The organism is Enterobacter sp. P82 (assembly GCF_037053385.1).
In the GTDB taxonomy this organism is placed as follows: domain Bacteria; phylum Pseudomonadota; class Gammaproteobacteria; order Enterobacterales; family Enterobacteriaceae; genus Enterobacter.
Map to the genome: position 1 here is coordinate 1,559,138 of NZ_JBALHX010000001.1, position 17,000 is coordinate 1,576,137.

The 17,000-nt window shown below is 51.9% G+C and carries 20 protein-coding genes and 1 other annotated feature; of the genes, 9 read left to right on the forward strand and 11 right to left on the reverse strand.

Translation table 11 applies throughout. The features are described from left to right. Window positions 1–4: 4 nt before the first annotated feature. From pheS to thrS, 6 genes are all read right to left on the reverse strand, one after another. Window positions 5–988: a phenylalanine--tRNA ligase subunit alpha gene (gene pheS, locus WB237_RS07280; protein ID WP_010426091.1), complete on the reverse strand. Its 984-nt coding sequence runs from the start codon at window positions 986–988 to the stop codon at window positions 5–7. A gap of 62 nt (window positions 989–1,050) precedes the next feature. Then, window positions 1,051–1,175 (reverse strand) — a sequence feature (Phe leader region). Continuing rightward, window positions 1,126–1,170 carry a pheST operon leader peptide PheM gene (pheM, locus tag WB237_RS07285; protein WP_001386830.1) on the reverse strand — a complete coding sequence of 15 codons (45 nt, stop codon included), beginning with the start codon at window positions 1,168–1,170 and terminating at the stop codon, window positions 1,126–1,128. It overlaps the preceding feature by 45 nt. Before the next feature lie 117 nt (window positions 1,176–1,292). Next, a complete protein-coding gene (gene rplT / locus WB237_RS07290; protein ID WP_000124850.1) occupies window positions 1,293–1,649 on the reverse strand; it encodes a 50S ribosomal protein L20 in 357 nt (118 codons plus the stop codon). 50 nt (window positions 1,650–1,699) lie between these two features. After that, window positions 1,700–1,897 (reverse strand): 50S ribosomal protein L35, encoded by a 198-nt coding sequence (gene rpmI / locus WB237_RS07295; RefSeq protein ID WP_001124225.1) that lies wholly within the window; start codon window positions 1,895–1,897, stop codon window positions 1,700–1,702. 97 nt (window positions 1,898–1,994) lie between these two features. After that, on the reverse strand, window positions 1,995–2,537 hold the full coding sequence (gene infC / locus WB237_RS07300) for a translation initiation factor IF-3 (protein ID WP_023616141.1): 543 nt from the start codon (window positions 2,535–2,537) through the stop codon (window positions 1,995–1,997). Window positions 2,538–2,540: 3 nt separating this feature from the next. Further along, the gene (gene thrS, locus WB237_RS07305; RefSeq protein ID WP_114979391.1) at window positions 2,541–4,469 is read right to left on the reverse strand and encodes a threonine--tRNA ligase; all 1,929 of its coding nucleotides are present in this window, start codon (window positions 4,467–4,469) and stop codon (window positions 2,541–2,543) included. Window positions 4,470–4,793: 324 nt separating this feature from the next. On the opposite strand from thrS, the gene yncL reads away from it, so the two are divergent. Both yncL and yniD read left to right on the forward strand, forming a co-directional pair. After that, window positions 4,794–4,886 carry a stress response membrane protein YncL gene (gene yncL, locus WB237_RS07310; RefSeq protein WP_021241082.1) on the forward strand — a complete coding sequence of 31 codons (93 nt, stop codon included), beginning with the start codon at window positions 4,794–4,796 and terminating at the stop codon, window positions 4,884–4,886. Window positions 4,887–4,984: 98 nt separating this feature from the next. Next, on the forward strand, window positions 4,985–5,092 hold the full coding sequence (gene yniD, locus WB237_RS07315; protein WP_008500658.1) for a small membrane protein YniD: 108 nt from the start codon (window positions 4,985–4,987) through the stop codon (window positions 5,090–5,092). A 51-nt stretch (window positions 5,093–5,143) separates the two neighbouring features. Here the strand turns inward: yniD and WB237_RS07320 are convergent, their stop codons facing one another. Next, a complete protein-coding gene (locus tag WB237_RS07320; protein ID WP_336211921.1) occupies window positions 5,144–5,902 on the reverse strand; it encodes a DUF481 domain-containing protein in 759 nt (252 codons plus the stop codon). Window positions 5,903–6,197: 295 nt separating this feature from the next. Here WB237_RS07320 and pfkB point away from each other — a divergent pair, with 295 nt between their 5' ends. The 3 genes from pfkB to WB237_RS07335 all read left to right on the forward strand — a co-directional run bounded on the left by pfkB (window position 6,198) and on the right by WB237_RS07335 (window position 8,490). Further along, complete coding sequence (gene pfkB, locus WB237_RS07325; protein ID WP_336213507.1) at window positions 6,198–7,130, forward strand: 6-phosphofructokinase II; 933 nt, start codon at window positions 6,198–6,200, stop codon at window positions 7,128–7,130. 103 nt (window positions 7,131–7,233) lie between these two features. Further along, window positions 7,234–7,524 carry a type V toxin-antitoxin system endoribonuclease antitoxin GhoS gene (gene ghoS, locus WB237_RS07330; protein ID WP_336211923.1) on the forward strand — a complete coding sequence of 97 codons (291 nt, stop codon included), beginning with the start codon at window positions 7,234–7,236 and terminating at the stop codon, window positions 7,522–7,524. A gap of 105 nt (window positions 7,525–7,629) precedes the next feature. Further along, a complete protein-coding gene (locus tag WB237_RS07335; protein WP_336211925.1) occupies window positions 7,630–8,490 on the forward strand; it encodes a fructosamine kinase family protein in 861 nt (286 codons plus the stop codon). Window positions 8,491–8,527: 37 nt separating this feature from the next. On the opposite strand, the gene WB237_RS07340 is transcribed toward WB237_RS07335, so the two are convergent. Then, complete coding sequence (locus WB237_RS07340) at window positions 8,528–9,064, reverse strand: YniB family protein (RefSeq protein WP_336211926.1); 537 nt, start codon at window positions 9,062–9,064, stop codon at window positions 8,528–8,530. 148 nt (window positions 9,065–9,212) lie between these two features. On the opposite strand from WB237_RS07340, the gene hxpB reads away from it, so the two are divergent. The 3 genes from hxpB to tcyP all read left to right on the forward strand — a co-directional run bounded on the left by hxpB (window position 9,213) and on the right by tcyP (window position 12,095). Continuing rightward, a complete protein-coding gene (hxpB, locus tag WB237_RS07345; protein ID WP_114979385.1) occupies window positions 9,213–9,884 on the forward strand; it encodes a hexitol phosphatase HxpB in 672 nt (223 codons plus the stop codon). A gap of 101 nt (window positions 9,885–9,985) precedes the next feature. After that, window positions 9,986–10,576, forward strand: a complete 591-nt coding sequence (locus WB237_RS07350; protein WP_014883483.1) for a metal-dependent hydrolase — start codon at window positions 9,986–9,988, stop codon at window positions 10,574–10,576. 127 nt (window positions 10,577–10,703) lie between these two features. Further along, entirely contained in the window at window positions 10,704–12,095 is a 1,392-nt protein-coding gene (tcyP, locus tag WB237_RS07355; RefSeq protein WP_336211929.1) for a cystine/sulfocysteine:cation symporter, read from the forward strand. Window positions 12,096–12,142: 47 nt separating this feature from the next. Here the strand turns inward: tcyP and cedA are convergent, their stop codons facing one another. After that, entirely contained in the window at window positions 12,143–12,397 is a 255-nt protein-coding gene (gene cedA / locus WB237_RS07360) for a cell division activator CedA (protein ID WP_071845469.1), read from the reverse strand. A gap of 188 nt (window positions 12,398–12,585) precedes the next feature. On the opposite strand from cedA, the gene katE reads away from it, so the two are divergent. After that, window positions 12,586–14,835 carry a catalase HPII gene (katE, locus tag WB237_RS07365; protein ID WP_336211931.1) on the forward strand — a complete coding sequence of 750 codons (2,250 nt, stop codon included), beginning with the start codon at window positions 12,586–12,588 and terminating at the stop codon, window positions 14,833–14,835. Between the two features lie 38 nt (window positions 14,836–14,873). Here the strand turns inward: katE and chbG are convergent, their stop codons facing one another. Then, on the reverse strand, window positions 14,874–15,632 hold the full coding sequence (gene chbG, locus WB237_RS07370) for a chitin disaccharide deacetylase (protein WP_336211933.1): 759 nt from the start codon (window positions 15,630–15,632) through the stop codon (window positions 14,874–14,876). 11 nt (window positions 15,633–15,643) lie between these two features. Further along, complete coding sequence (locus tag WB237_RS07375; protein ID WP_336211935.1) at window positions 15,644–16,999, reverse strand: 6-phospho-beta-glucosidase; 1,356 nt, start codon at window positions 16,997–16,999, stop codon at window positions 15,644–15,646. Window position 17,000: the final 1 nt, after the last annotated feature.

Here is a 17,000-nt window from a genome sequence, read left to right on the forward strand (position 1 = left end):
GCCCTTATTTAAACTGTTTGAGGAAACGCAGATCGTTTTCGAAGAATGCACGCAGATCGGTCACGCCGTAACGCAGCATGGTCAGACGCTCCATGCCCATACCGAACGCAAAGCCGGAGTAAACTTCCGGATCGATACCTACGTTGCGCAGTACGTTTGGATGCACCATGCCGCAACCCAGCACTTCCAGCCACTTGCCGTTTTTACCCATCACGTCAACTTCCGCAGACGGTTCAGTGAACGGGAAGTAGGACGGACGGAAACGAACCTGCAGATCTTCTTCGAAGAAGTTATTCAGGAAATCGTGCAGCGTGCCTTTCAGGTTGGTGAAGCTGATGTTTTTATCAACAATCAGACCTTCCATCTGGTGGAACATTGGCGTGTGGGTCTGATCGTAGTCGTTACGATATACACGGCCCGGTGCGATAATACGGATTGGCGGTTCCTGATCCTTCATGGTACGGATCTGAACACCGGAAGTCTGGGTGCGCAGCAGACGCGTGGCGTCGAACCAGAAAGTGTCGTGGTCAGCGCGTGCCGGATGATGGCCAGGAATGTTCAGGGCATCGAAGTTGTGATAATCATCTTCAATTTCCGGGCCAGTCGCCACGGTAAAGCCGAGCTCACCGAAGAAACTTTCAATGCGATCGATGGTGCGGGTAACCGGGTGCAGACCGCCGTTTTCGATGCGGCGACCCGGCAGAGAAACGTCGATAGTCTCTGCAGCCAGACGCGCATTCAGCACTGCACTTTCCAGCTCAGCTTTGCGTGCATTCAGCGCCTGCTGCACCTGCTCTTTGGCTTCGTTAATTACCGCACCCGCTGCCGGGCGTTCTTCTGGCGGCAGTTCACGCAGGGTTGTCATTTGAAGGGTCAGATGCCCTTTCTTACCAAGATATTCGACGCGGACATTGTCTAACGCGGCAACATCTGAGGCCTGATTAATGGCGGCTGTTGCACTGGCAACCAGCTCTGCGAGATGTGACATGATTTTCCTCATTATGTCGGTGCAGACACCGATTTGGTGGAGTTATTCTCTCAAATTCAGGCACAAAAAAAGCCTCCATCGGGAGGCTTATCTGGCGCTGTTTTTCGTTTCATCTTTCACGCGCTAGCCTCCTGAATTCAGGTGCTAAAGTAAAAGAAGAAGCGGAAAATAGCAGCATTCATGCTTGCGTTACCTTGTGTGGTAAATACCGTTAAGACCTTATTGAAAAGGTTGCACCGGTAAAAGTCAATCTTCTGATGGTGTTAAATGAAAAGAGGGAGCTAAGCCCCCTCTCTCAACTGGCTTATGCCAGTGCTGCTTTCGCTTTTTCGACCAGAGCGGTGAACGCTACTTTGTCGAATACTGCGATGTCAGCCAGGATCTTACGGTCGATTTCAACAGAGGCTTTTTTCAGGCCGTTGATGAATTTGCTGTAAGAAATACCGTTCTGACGTGCTGCTGCGTTGATACGCGCAATCCACAGTTGACGGAACTGACGCTTACGCTGACGACGGTCACGGTAAGCGTACTGACCTGCTTTGATAACAGCCTGGAAGGCAACGCGGTATACGCGTGAACGCGCACCGTAGTAGCCTTTAGCTTGTTTCAAAATTTTCTTGTGACGTGCACGTGCAATTACACCACGTTTTACGCGAGCCATGTGTGCTCTCCTGTATCTATTCTAAGTTAAAAAAGTTAAACGTTAACGACTTATGCGTACGGCAGGCACGCGATTACCAGGCCCAGATCGCCTTTAGAAACCATGGCTTTTGGACGCAGGTGACGTTTACGCTTGGTAGCTTTCTTAGTCAGAATGTGACGCAGGTTAGCGTGCTTGTGCTTAAAACCACCTTTACCGGTTTTTTTGAAGCGCTTAGCAGCACCGCGTACGGTCTTAATTTTTGGCATCTTAATAACTTCCACTTCGCATTGTTAAATAAACGAAACATAGGCGAACAAAACCTATGAAGCCCGAAGGCTCCACAGATTTTGCTGCTTGAAGGCCTTACTGTTTCTTCTTAGGAGCGAGCACCATGATCATCTGGCGGCCTTCGATCTTCGTAGGGAAGGATTCGACTACTGCCAGTTCACTCAGATCGTCACGGACGCGGTTAAGCACTTCCATACCAATCTGTTGGTGGGCCATCTCACGACCGCGGAAACGCAGCGTGATCTTGGCCTTATCGCCATCTTCCAGAAAGCGAATCAGGCTGCGGAGTTTTACCTGATAATCGCCATCGTCGGTACCAGGACGGAATTTGATTTCCTTAACCTGGATAACTTTTTGCTTTTTCTTCTGTTCCTTAGAAGACTTACTCTTTTCATAAAGGAACTTGCCGTAGTCCATGATACGACAAACTGGCGGTTCGGCGTTAGGGCTGATTTCAACTAAATCTACTCCAGCTTCTTCAGCCTTTTCGATTGCTTCTCTCAGACTCACAATCCCCAGCTGCTCGCCTTCCAGACCTGTTAAGCGAACTTCCTGGGCGCGAATCTCGCCATTGATACGATTCGGACGTGCCGTTTGAACTCGTTTTCCGCCTTTAATACCTTATTCCTCCAGTTGTTGAAGACTGCGGCTGCGAATCTCTTGTTGCAGCTTCTCAATCACTTCACTTACGTCCAGGCTGCCCAGGTCTTTACCACGGCGGGTGCGAACGGCAACTTTGCCTGCTTCCACCTCTTTATCACCACAGACCAACATATACGGGACACGACGTAAAGTGTGCTCGCGGATTTTAAAGCCAATCTTCTCATTTCTCAAGTCTGCTTTTACGCGAATGCCCGCATTTTGTAGTTTCTGCGTCAATTCTTTAACGTAATCCGCCTGAGAATCGGTAATGTTCATCACCACGACCTGCACTGGCGCAAGCCAGGTTGGGAAGAAGCCGGCGAACTCTTCAGTCAGGATGCCGATGAAGCGCTCCAGAGAACCGAGAATTGCACGGTGAATCATTACCGGAACCTGACGCTCGTTGTCTTCGCCAACATAAGAGGCGCTTAAACGCTGCGGCAGGGAGAAGTCTAACTGTACAGTACCGCACTGCCATGCGCGATCGAGGCAGTCATACAGGGTAAATTCAATTTTCGGACCGTAGAATGCGCCCTCGCCCAGTTGGTATTCGAACGGAATTCCGTTCTCTTCCAGCGCCACGGCGAGATCCGCTTCTGCGCGATCCCAGGTCTCATCGCTGCCGATACGTTTTTCCGGACGCGTTGAGAGTTTGACCACGATCTTCTCGAAGCCAAAGGTGCTGTACATATCGTAGACCATACGAATACAGGCGTTAACTTCGTCACGTACCTGATCTTCCGTACAGAAGATATGCGCATCATCCTGAGTAAAGCCACGAACACGCATCAGACCATGCAGCGCACCTGATGGCTCATTACGGTGGCAGCTACCGAACTCTGCCATACGCAGCGGCAGGTCGCGGTAGGATTTCAGACCCTGGTTGAAGATCTGAACGTGGCCCGGGCAGTTCATTGGCTTGATGCAGTATTCACGGTTCTCGGAAGAGGTAGTGAACATCGCATCTTTGTAGTTGTCCCAGTGGCCGGTTTTTTCCCACAGCACACGGTCCATCATGAACGGGCCTTTTACTTCCTGGTACTGGTACTCTTTCAGCTTGGAACGAACGAAGGTTTCCAGTTCACGGAAAATGGTCCAGCCGTCGTTGTGCCAGAACACCATACCCGGCGCTTCTTCCTGCATGTGGTACAGGTCAAGTTGCTTACCAATTTTACGGTGGTCACGCTTCGCGGCTTCTTCCAGACGCTGCAGATATGCATTCAGCGCTTTTTTATCGGCCCAAGCGGTCCCATAGATACGCTGCAACATCTTGTTGTTGCTGTCGCCGCGCCAGTAGGCGCCTGCGATTTTCATCAGCTTGAAGTGATGACAGAAGCGCATATTCGGCACGTGCGGTCCACGACACATGTCGACGTATTCTTCGTGATGGTACAAGCCAGGCTTGTCATCATGGGAGATGTTTTCATCAAGAATAGAGACTTTATAGTTCTCGCCACGCTTCACGAAGGTTTCACGCGCTTCGTGCCAGCTGACTTTCTTCTTGATGACGTCATAGTTCGTTTCGGCGAGCTCGTGCATACGTTTTTCGAGCGCGTCGATATCTTCCTGAGTCAGGGTGTGATCAAGGTCAACGTCGTAGTAAAAACCGTTGTCGATAACCGGACCGATCGCCATTTTAGTATTTGGCCACAGCTGTTTGATGGCATGACCTAACAGGTGTGCACAGGAGTGGCGAATGATCTCCAGACCTTCTTCATCTTTCGCTGTAATGATTGCAAGCGTTGCATCATTTTCGATCAGATCGGAAGCATCAACCAGCTCACCGTTAACACGGCCGGCGATGGTCGCTTTCGCGAGTCCAGGGCCGATGTCCAGAGCAACATCCATTGGGCTAACAGCGTGGTCGTAATGGCGTTGGCTGCCATCAGGAAGAGTAATTACAGGCATTTTATATCCTTATTTGCAGTGATGCCCCACACATAAGAGCATATACAAAGAAAATAATCGTGATTTGACAATAGATTACGACACCATCTGACCAACAATCGTCAAATTGGTTCGTCATCATTCACCCGCAGAAAAATCAGATAACGTCCAATTTACGGCAAGCCTTGCAATGTTAACACTAACAAAAGGGAGATTGCACCCTCTGCTGGCAGATTGGTGTGCTGGCACTTTCGCATGAATTTGCCGGTTGCATATCCCTGGTGCTCGCATTCCAGAGATGCTGGGCTACTCTTGAACAAGTCATTAAACCCAAAGGTGCATACCATGAACGTATCCAGTAGAACGGTTGTGATATTGAACATCCTTTCAGCCACAGGTTTATTGTTGATTCTCGCCGAACGATTCCACTGGTTCTGAGCCTCACCTAAGCGGGTATAACCTAATCGCGCCCTGCGACGGGGCATTTTTCTGCCCTGTTTGATAGACTATGCGTATCAAGGAACAAGGATTAGGTTATGCCAACAAAACGATTTGCCGTAAAACACTGGAAAATGGTGCTGGTGCTGATAGCCATCTGCGGCGCTATGCTATTGCTACGTTGGGCGGCAATGATTTGGGGGTAAATGCGGATGACACTTCAAAAACGGGCCGATATTTTTATCGGCCCGTTCTTATTACATTCTATAACCCAGGGAAACCGTGGTTCTGCGGTCGGTATGATCCGGCGCAGTTTCTGGCGGTGAAGAGTTCCAGGTCACGTTGTAGGCCACTTTCAATCCAAAGTGTTCGTTGATAGCCACGTTCAGCGCTGTCTCAGAGTTCAGCGTCGTATCGTCGGCACCATATACAGAAACGCCTTCGGTAAATTTGGTGTTGTCAGTCATCTGCCAGGCATAGGTACCGGAAGCGTAACCGAGCGGTTGGGTTTTGGTATCGCCATCGGTGTACTCGTCATAACGTACACCAGGACCGAATTCAAAACGGAAGCTGTGTACCGGGCCATTCAGGAACTGACGACCATAACCCGCGGTGAACACATCACGCTGACGATAACCGTTGTAACGGTCAGTCAACCAGCTTGCCTGACCAAACAGGTAGTCATAATCAGTCATGTTGTAACGGCTACGTCCGCCCACCGCATATTTCTCGGAAGAGCGTTCATCATTAGCGGAGGTGTTGCTGGCATTTCCCCACAGAGACCAGGCGGTGGTGTTACCGTACCAGGTGAGGGTACTGTCCGCTGTCAGAGAGGAGCTTTTCGTGTTACCAGATTGTGCCAGGTACCCGGCGTTCAGGTTACCTTCAAACGGTTTTTTCGCGGTGGTGGGATCGTCCATGACAGTAAAAACGGTATCATCGGCGCTCGCGTTCATTGCCACAAACACGCCACCCGCCAGCATCAGTGCAGCGGGTACTGTCTTCAAAAGCTTCATTTTATTAAGGAGTCCGTACAACAGAAAAAGAGACCACACGGTCCCGGAATCTTTCTTGAGGATCAATGACAAGGCGTCCAGAGAAAGGTAACAAATTATAAAAAGCCGCAAATAACATAGCAATGTTTTCTTATTTCATTTTTTGAATAAGAACGATCTCAAATTGCGTTTTATTTTATATATCCCACAACTGTTTTTTCATCCGTATTCATATTTAAAATCATACTGTTATTTACATTGCCTTCCTGATAAATGGTGCCAGACTAATAGGAACCCATGCTAAAAGGAGGTAATGATGGTTGCTATCTATACTCTGACGCTCTCCCCTTCCCTTGATTCCGCCACTCTGACGCCCCAGATTTACCCGGAAGGTAAATTGCGTTGCACGACCCCTGTCTTTGAGCCTGGCGGCGGTGGTATCAACGTAGCGCGCGCTATTACACACCTCGGCGGTAAAGCGACAGCAATATTCCCCGCAGGGGGGGCCACCGGAGAACACCTGGTCTCTCTGCTGGCAGATGAACATGTTGCCGTAGAGACAGTCGATGCCAAAGACTGGACACGACAAAACCTGCATGTACACGTGGAGTCAAGCGGAGAGCAATACCGTTTTGTCATGCCTGGCGCGAAGCTCAGTGATGATGAATTTCGTCAACTGGAAGAGAAAGTGCTGGCGATAGAAAGTGGTGCACTGCTGGTAGTAAGCGGCAGCCTGCCACCCGGCGTGAGCACGGAAAAATTAACCGCGCTCATTCAGGCTGCACAGCAACGCGGGATCCGCTGCATTGTCGACAGCAGCGGCGACGCTCTGCAGGCTGCATTAGTGCCAGGCAATCTTGAGCTGGTTAAGCCCAACCAGAAAGAATTAAGTGCACTCGTGAACCGTGAACTGACACAACCAGATGATGTTCACACTGCCGCACAGGAGTTGGTGCGCAGCGGTAAAGCGCGACGCGTTGTGGTCTCCCTTGGTCCTCAGGGGGCACTGGCAGTCGATGAAACGTCGTCCGTTCAGGTTGTCCCGCCACCGATGAAAAGTCAGAGCACGGTAGGCGCTGGCGACAGTATGGTAGGTGCAATGACACTGAAACTGGCACAGGGCGCGTCACTGCTGGAAATGACACGCTACGGTGTGGCGGCGGGGAGTGCTGCAACCATCAACCAGGGCACGCGTCTCTGTTCACTGGCCGATACGCAAAAAATCGTTGATTACCTGTCACGCAATTAACACCCTTTCCCCTTCTTTATGGAGGGGAAATTCACATCGTAGTCGCCAAACACAGACTATCGACTATGCTAAGAAAACTTTCATGATAACAATGAGGTGAATTATGAGCAGTGGTGACATCACCCGCTACGTTGTAACCGTCAACCTTCATGAAGCATCGCTCACCGAGCTGAATGAGCTCAACAACGCGTTCACCCGGGCTAATTTTCTCCTCACGCTCACGGATGACGAGGGCAATGTTCATGATTTAGGCACGCTGACATTCGGCATAATCAGTCCCCTGAGCCAGGAAGAGGTACATGCGCTGGGCACCAGTCTGGTGGAAAGCGTGACCGACAAGTCTGCCGAAATTGACGTGGAAACCTGGGAAAGCTGGAAGAAAAAAGAACAATAAGTGCCCTGCATGAATTTAAACCGCTCAGGTGTGCGTTAGTTCGTATTTTTTTACCGCAATTATGCGCTAACTTTATGATCTGGCAGACAACATGGGAGAGACAACATGTGGCAGGCTATCAGTCATCTTTTAAGTGAGCAACTGGGTGAAGGTGAAATTGAACTGCGTAACGAACTGCCAGGCGGAGAGATCCACGCCGCGTGGCATTTACGCTACGCTGGACGCGACCTTTTCGTTAAATGTGATGAGCGGGAACTGCTTCCGATCTTTACCGCCGAAGCTGACCAGCTGGAACTGTTGTCGCGCAGTAAAACGGTGACGGTCCCACAAGTTCTGGCCGTGGGGAGTGACCGAGTCTACAGCTTTCTGGTGATGGAATATCTCCCAGCCCGTCCGTTAGATGCCCATAATGCTTTCATTCTCGGCCAACAGTTAGCGCGCCTGCATCAATGGAGCGACCAGCCGCAATTTGGTCTCGATTTTGACAACGATCTCTCCACTACCCCACAACCTAATGCCTGGCAGCGTCGCTGGTCGACGTTTTTTGCTGAGCAACGCATTGGCTGGCAACTTGAGCTGGCCGCAGAAAAAGGGCTGGAATTTGGCAATATAGATGCCATCGTTGAGCACGTTCAGCAGCGTCTGGCATCTCACCAGCCTCAGCCTTCTCTACTACACGGCGATCTGTGGTCAAATAATTGCGCGCTAGGCCCCAACGGCCCTTATATCTTTGACCCGGCCTGCTACTGGGGTGACAGAGAGTGCGATCTGGCAATGCTGCCGCTGCATCCGGAACAGCCACCGCAAATATACGATGGGTACCAGTCGGTTTCGCCCCTGCCGCCCGGCTTCCTTGATCGCCAGCCAGTGTATCAGCTTTATACGCTGATGAACCGTGCCATCCTGTTTGGCGGAGAACATCTGGTTAACGCACAACGGGCCCTTGAACGCATACTTGCCGCGTGAAGACAGATAAGGGTGGCTCTCGCGCCACCCTTATCTGTTACAGAAAACCGAGCACTGAGAAGAAGAAGTACCCCGCCACAATGATGATCACCGGGAGGATATAGAGCGGGAAAATTTGCAGAAAAATGGTGTGACGCGGCACAACAATGCGGGATTCAATCTGCTCCCGACTCATGCCTTCCGGGCCTTTAGCTTGCTCCAGAATTAACTGGTCCTCAACCCCTTCGCGTAGAAAGCGCGTCTGACGGCTCATTCGTGCGCCAGAGGCCTGCAATGCAAGGGCGATAAAGATCAGTGCATAAATGACCCAAAAGCCGATATTCAGTTGCTGATGAAAATCCGGGGTGGGTGAGTTGAACCAGAAGACATTCAAGAATGGGGTGTTAAAACGCATCATCTCAATCATGACATGCGCAAAATCAAGCATTACCGCATTGATACCCGGCTGTTTTTCGCTGTGATCGTACATAAATTTCAGTACAGAGATCAGCGTAGAAATGACAGCTGGAATAAAAATCACCCAGCCAGCAATACGTTTTAAGACCGCGATGCGTCCAGCTTGTTGATACGTCATCAGTTCCTCTTCATAAAGACGCGTTATTTGTGCCTAAGTCTACCTGCTGGTCATCAATTTCGCCCGATCTTTAAAGGCAATATGCTAAATTGCAGGTTGTGCTTAGCACTTATCGTCTGTCGAACACCCTGGATAAGGAGACGTTGTGATGTCGACACCGCGCCAAATTCTTGCCGCAATTTTTGACATGGATGGATTACTGATTGATTCCGAACCGTTGTGGGATCGCGCCGAACTGGACGTCATCGCCAGCCTTGGCGTGGATATCAGCCGCCGTAATGAACTTCCTGATACGCTTGGCCTGCGCATTGATATGGTCGTCGATCTGTGGTTTGCCCAACAACCGTGGGTCGGCCCGGGTCGTGACGAAGTGACCGCACGCATTATCAGCCGCGCCATCTCGCTGGTAGAAGAGAACAAGCCACTGCTGCCTGGCGTTCGTGAAGCCGTCGCACTGTGTAAAGCTCAGGGGCTGAAAGTCGGTCTGGCCTCTGCTTCACCGCTGCATATGCTGGAAAAAGTGCTCATCATGTTTGAACTGCGCGACAGTTTCGACGCGCTGGCATCAGCGGAAAAATTACCTTACAGCAAGCCGCACCCGCAGGTCTATCTGGACTGTGCCGCTAAGCTGGGTCTTGATCCGCTCAACTGCGTTGCGCTGGAAGACTCCGTAAACGGTATGGTGGCATCGAAAGCCGCACGTATGCGCTCCATTGTGGTGCCTGCTGAAGAAACCCGCCACGATCCCCGGTTTGCCCTTGCCGATGTGAAGCTTACTTCACTGGTCGGGTTGACGACGCATCACCTTCAGGGCGGTTAATGCCTGCGTTGGGTTTGTGACAAACAGTTACACCGTCACCTCTTCCGCCTACTGTATAAAAACCCTATACTGTATGAATTGACAGTTTTGTGGGTTTTATCATGACGGCGGAAGGCCACCTGCTTTTTTCTATTGCGTGCGCAGTATTTGCCAAAAACGCTGAACTTACCCCCGTGCTGGCGCAGGGGGACTGGTGGCATATTGTCCCTTCCGCCGTATTAACCTGTTTGCTGCCCGACATAGACCACCCCAAATCCTTTCTTGGGCAACGCCTGAAGTGGGTCTCGAAACCCATCGCCCGCGCATTCGGCCACCGGGGGTTTACACACAGCCTGCTGGCCGTGTTTGGCCTGCTGACGCTCTTTTACTTAAAAGTGCCCGAAAGCTGGATTGTCCCTGCGGATGCCATCCAGGGGATGGTGCTGGGCTATTTAAGCCATATTCTCGCCGATATGCTAACGCCTGCGGGCGTGCCGCTGCTTTGGCCTTGCCGCTGGCGTTTCCGTTTTCCCATCCTTGCACCGCAGAAAGGTAACCAGCTTGAGCGCGTATTGTGCATGGCACTGTTTGCCTATGCTGTCTGGATGCCGCAAACATTGCCCGAAAACAGTGCAGTCCGCTGGTCTTCCCAGATGATTAATTCGCTGCAATTTCAGTTCAATCGTTTTATTCATCACCAGATTGAACAGTAAACAGACAAAACTATCTCATTTGTCATAACCCATTCCATTTGGATATAAGCGCTACATCACACTTCTGCTAACCTTCCGCCAACAGGATCGGTAAAAACCGACCCCATAATAAATCAGGAGAACGGGGATGAATTTTCCACTCATCGCGAACGTCGTTGTGTTCGTTGTATTGCTATTGCTTCTCGCGCAGGCGCGCCACAAACAGTGGAGTCTGGCGAAAAAAGTACTGGTTGGTCTGGTCATGGGTGTTGTATTTGGTCTGGCATTACAGGCGATTTATGGCTCCGACAATCCAGTTCTGAAAGATTCCATTCAGTGGTTCAACATTGTCGGTAACGGCTATGTCCAGCTGCTGCAGATGATTGTTATGCCACTGGTGTTTGCCTCTATTCTGAGTGCCGTTGCCCGCCTGCATAACGCGACCCAACTGGGGAAAATCAGCTTCCTGACCATTGGTACGCTGCTGTTTACCACGCTGATTGCAGCGCTGGTTGGTGTACTGGTCACCAACCTGTTCGGCCTGACTGCCGAAGGGCTGGTTCAGGGAACGGCTGAAACAGCGCGTCTGACCGCGATTCAAACTAACTACGTGGGGAAAGTAGCTGACCTCACCGTGCCGCAAATGGTGCTCTCCTTCATTCCGAAGAACCCGTTTGCTGACCTGACCGGCGCCAACCCAACTTCCATCATCAGCGTGGTTATTTTCGCCGCGTTCCTGGGTGTGGCGGCACTTAAACTGCTGAAAGACGATGCACCAAAAGGTGAACGCGTGCTGACCGCTATCGATACCCTGCAAAGCTGGGTGATGAAGCTGGTTCGTCTGGTAATGCAGTTAACCCCTTATGGCGTTCTGGCACTGATGACCAAAGTGGTTGCGGGCTCTAACCTGCAGGACATCATCAAGCTGGGTAGTTTTGTGATTGCCTCATACCTGGGTCTGGGCATTATGTTTGTGGTGCACGGTATCCTGCTGGGTGTGAACGGCGTTAGCCCGCTGAAATACTTCCGTAAAGTCTGGCCGGTACTGACCTTTGCTTTCACCAGTCGTTCCAGCGCCGCGTCTATTCCGCTGAACGTTGAAGCACAGACCCGCCGTCTGGGCGTGCCAGAGTCTATCGCCAGCTTCTCAGCCTCTTTTGGTGCCACCATCGGTCAGAACGGTTGTGCGGGTCTCTACCCGGCGATGCTGGCGGTGATGGTTGCGCCAACCGTGGGTATCAACCCACTTGATCCAGTCTGGATTGCTACACTGGTTGGTATTGTGACCGTAAGTTCCGCAGGCGTTGCGGGTGTTGGTGGTGGCGCAACCTTCGCCGCGCTGATTGTGCTGCCTGCACTGGGACTGCCGGTAACGCTGGTCGCGCTGCTGATCTCCGTTGAACCGCTGATCGACATGGGCCGTACTGCGCTGAACGTAAGCGGCTCAATGACAGCCGGTACGCTGACCAGCCAGTGGCTGAAGCAGACTGACAAAGCGATTCTGGAAAGTGAAGACGACGTCGAACTGGCGCACCGTTAAACACTGACAAATAAAAAAACCGCCTGATGGCGGTTTTTTTATGGCTGTTATTCTTCAACCTCTTCATCCTGGCGGATCTGCATCGCCCACCGTTGCGCGGATTCCGGCACTGTAAAAGTAGGTGAACGACGGAAATGTTCGCCGATCAGGACAAACGCAACATATTTCCCCCGCAACTGCCAGACGTCGCGAAAACCCTCCACTTTCAGGGCATGGTCAGGCGGCGCGGGTTCAACGCGGGGCACATAGCTAATAACCTGGCGGTTTTGTTGACGAAGAGGTTTCATAAGCGGCTGGTTCACTAAAACAAATTCTTGAAGCAGGAAAATTCTATGATAGCCGATCCTGCTACCTTCCGTCGCGCCCCGAGTGGGTGAGATGACTCCTTTCGTTAATGGCGGTATGTGAAAACTCTTAGTTAGCAAACCATCCTGCGACATTGTCCTATCCTTAAAAGGTCTTTTAGCAATGAATCAAGGAGAATCGTGCAATGTCGAACAAAGATAAAACACATCTATCACCGATTCATGGCACTGAAGAATCTCAACCGGGGATGGACTCTCTCGCCCCTGCTGACGGCTCTCACCGCCCCTCACCTGGCCCTTCTGCTCCAGGCGAACAACCTACCGCACCGGGAAGCATAAAATCACCGGACACGGGAAATGAGAAGCTGAAATCTCTTGAGCCACACCGTAAAGGCGGCGAAGGTTTTGCGCTCACCACCAATCAGGGGGTGCGCATTGCTGACGATCAGAACTCCCTTCGCGCAGGCGCACGCGGGCCGACCCTGCTGGAAGATTTTATCCTGCGGGAAAAAATCACTCATTTTGACCACGAACGGATACCGGAACGCATCGTCCACGCGCGCGGTTCCGCGGCCCACGGCTACTTTCAGCCCTATAAGAGTCTGAAAGCGATCACCAAAGCGGATTTCCTCTCCGACCCGGATAAAATCACACCGGTGTTTGTGCGTTTCTCCACCGTACAGGGTGGCGCGGGTTCAGCAGACACCGTACGAGATATCCGTGGCTTTGCCACCAAATTTTATACCGAAGAGGGTATTTTCGATCTGGTGGGCAATAACACCCCCGTGTTCTTCATTCAGGATGCGCATAAATTTCCTGACTTTGTCCATGCGGTAAAACCGGAGCCCCATTGGGCCATACCGCAGGGACAAAGTGCGCACGACACCTTCTGGGACTATGTCTCCCTGCAGCCGGAAACCTTACACAACGTGATGTGGGCGATGTCCGACAGGGGCATTCCGCGCAGCTATCGCACCATGGAAGGATTCGGCATCCACACTTTCCGTCTGATCAACTCCGAAGGTAAGGCTACGTTTGTCCGTTTCCACTGGAAGCCGGTGGCGGGTAAAGCCTCACTGGTGTGGGACGAAGCGCAGAAGCTCACCGGACGCGATCCGGACTTCCATCGCCGCGAGCTGTGGGAGTCCATTGAAGCGGGCGATTTCCCGGAATACGAACTGGGCCTGCAGCTCATTCCGGAAGAGGACGAATGCAAGTTCGATTTCGATCTCCTTGACCCGACCAAACTGATCCCGGAGGAGCTGGTGCCGGTTCAACTGGTGGGTAAAATGGTGCTCAACCGCAACCCGGATAATTTCTTCGCCGAAAACGAACAGGCCGCGTTCCACCCGGGGCATATCGTGCCGGGGCTGGACTTCACCAACGATCCGCTCTTGCAGGGACGCCTGTTCTCATATACCGATACGCAGATCAGCCGTCTTGGTGGACCAAATTTCCACGAAATCCCGATTAACCGTCCAACCTGTCCGTACCACAACTTCCAGCGGGACGGGATGCACCGTCAGGATATTGATACCAACCCGGCGAACTATGAACCGAACTCCATCAACGATAACTGGCCGCGCGAAACCCCACCCGGGTCGAAACGCGGTGGATTCGAATCGTATCAGGAGCGTATTGATGGCAACAAAATTCGCGAGCGCAGCCCATCGTTTGGCGAGTATTACGCCCACCCTCGCCTGTTCTGGAACAGCCAGACGCCGATTGAGCAGCAGCACATTATCGGCGGCTTCAGCTTTGAGCTCAGCAAAGTGGTGCGCACCTATATCCGCGAGCGCGTGGTCGATCAGCTGGCGCATATTGATATTCAGCTTGCTCAGAGCGTAGCCGATAACCTGGGTATTACGCTCACCGATGACCAACGCAACCTGGCGCCGCCAAAAGCGGTTAATGGGGTGAAAAAAGATCCGTCACTGAGTCTGTATGCAGTGCCGGGTGGCTCAATTAAAGGCCGCGTGGTCGCCATTCTGCTGAATGATAAAACCCGCGCCAGTGATGTGCTGGGAATTATGCAGGCGCTGAAAACCCAGGGCGTGCATGCGAAACTGCTTTATTCCCGCATGGGGGAAGTGACCGCCGATGACGGCTCTGTGCTGCCGGTAGCGGCGACCTTTGCCGGTGCGCCATCGCTAACCGTCGATGCGGTAATTGTGCCGTGCGGGGATATTAACAGCCTGCTGACCAACGGTGACGCCGTCTATTACTTGCTGGAAGCCTATAAACACCTTAAACCGATCGCGCTATCAGGCGATGCACGACAGTTTAAAGCGCAGTTGAAGGTGGCGGATCAGGGTGAGGATGGCATTGTGGAGGGCGATAACGTCAATGACGCGTTTATGACGAAACTGTTTGATTTGCTCGCTGTTCATCGCGTCTGGTCACGCAGCAGTAAGATTGACCAGATCCCGGCGTAAAAAATGCCGGGTAAGGCGAAACCGCCACCCGGCACTTCTTACAGATCCCTGAACGTTCCCAAGCGATATCCGCGCTCGGCAATCGCATACTTGAGCGATGCCGACGTCAGCACATCCAGTTCCGCCAGTCGAGGCCAGCAGTAGGCGCTCTTGCGTACCGTGTTATCAACAAAAGCAGGGTGCGCCATCACTTCCACCGACTTTTCACCTCGGGCGGCTGAATCATCCAGCACTTTCAGGAACAGTGCTTCACTGATCTCTTCGCCGTAAAACGCACTACTGAATCCGTCCGTTGTGGGCACAGAGAAGAATGACAAGCCGTGCAGCACCTGCACGTCACGATCCACGCGCATTGCTACCCCTTTGCGTCGCGCAAACTCTGCGACAATTGGGAAAATTGCCGGGATCATATGCACGTGATGGTGACTGTCTATGTGCGTCGGCTCCTTGCCAAACACATCAACAAAGCGGTTGAACTGACAGTCCAGCTCACGGGTAATTTCTTCGAGCGGCAGAGCATCCTGCTCCGCCAGTTCCCAAATCCACTTACCCAGCTGTCCGTCGCGAGTCAGACCTGGCATCTGCGAAAGCGGCATCCCAAGTGTCAACACAAAGTGCATGCCGACGCCCAGCGCCGGAACGTCGCGGCTCAACTGCGCCGCGTGTTCAACAGCTTCACCATTAACCAGTGCCGTTGTAGAGGTTACGATCCCCCGACGGCAGGCTTCAATAATGCCGTAGTTTTGACCTCTGGAGAGACCAAAATCATCAGCATTGACGATCAGCAGGTTTTCCATTGCGCATCCCCTTAACGGTGTTTGAACTTCAGCTTCTCTATTGTTGCAGCAAAGTTCGGCAACCATTTTTCATGCGCCAGAATCATTTCACTGGCCAGTTGCTCCGCATCGCGATCAGAATGGACCAGCGGGCTGAGGTTCAGCGCCAGCAGCACGTCATTAAGCTCACCGCTTAACGCCGCATGACTGGCAGCCACTTCAAATCCTTTGATGGTGTGAATCAGGCCCATGACTTTGTCATCAAAGTGAGTGATGCGCGGATGTGGTTTCGCCCCATCACGCCCCAGAATACAGGTCATTTCGATGGCCCAGTCAGCCGGAATGTTGTCGATATGGCCATGATGCGGCACATTAACGTAATGCTCCGCTTGCTTATCGTTGTAAATGGCATTGATAACTTCACATGCTGCATCGGAGTAATATGCCCCGCCGCGCTGCTCCAGCTCTTTCGGTTTGACGTTCAGGTTCGGATCTTTATACAAATCGAACAGCTGCTTCTCCACTTTCTGGACTATCTGAGCACGCGCGCCGCCCTTATAGTACTCGCCCATTTCGATAGCCAGCATCTCTTTCTGCTTAAAGTAGTAAAGCAGGTACGAGCATGGCAGCAGATTCAGCGAGCGGATCAGCCCTTCACTGAATGGCAGGTCAAAGATGTTTTTCACTGACGCCGCGGTCAGGCGGCCGGAAGCCACGCCGTCGAGCAGTTCGGCAAAGCGCGATTTTCCGTTCACAATGACATCTTTGATAAACACCATGTGGTTCAGGCCGAACAGATCGATGGAGAGATCGTCATTGTCGGTCAGTTCCAGAACATCGCGGATAAACATCTTCATGCCAATCGGAATATTACAGACGCCGATAAAGCGTTTGAAACCCGTATGGCGGTAGACCGCCTCGGTCACCATCCCGGCCGGGTTAGTAAAGTTAATCACCCATGCGTTCGGGCAAATCTCTTCGACATCCTTGATAATGTCGAAAATGACTGGGATGGTACGCAAACCTTTGAACAGGCCGCCCGCGCCGTTGGTCTCTTGTCCCAGATAACCGTGACTCAGTGGAATGCGTTCGTCCAGTTCACGTGCCTTTAACTGACCCACGCGTAGCTGGGTGGTAACGAAATCCGCATCTTTCAGCGCCAGTCGACGGTCCAGGGTTTTATGCATGGTTAAAGGCACACCGGCTTTCTCAACCATGCGCTTGCACAGGTCGAAAATAATATTCAGTTTCTCCTGGCCTTCCTCAACGTCAACCAGCCATAACTCGCTAACCGGTAATTCATGATAACGTTTCAGGAAACCTTCAAGTAATTCCGGGGTATAACTGCTGCCGCCACCAATAGTTACGACTTTTAATTTCTTTTGCATA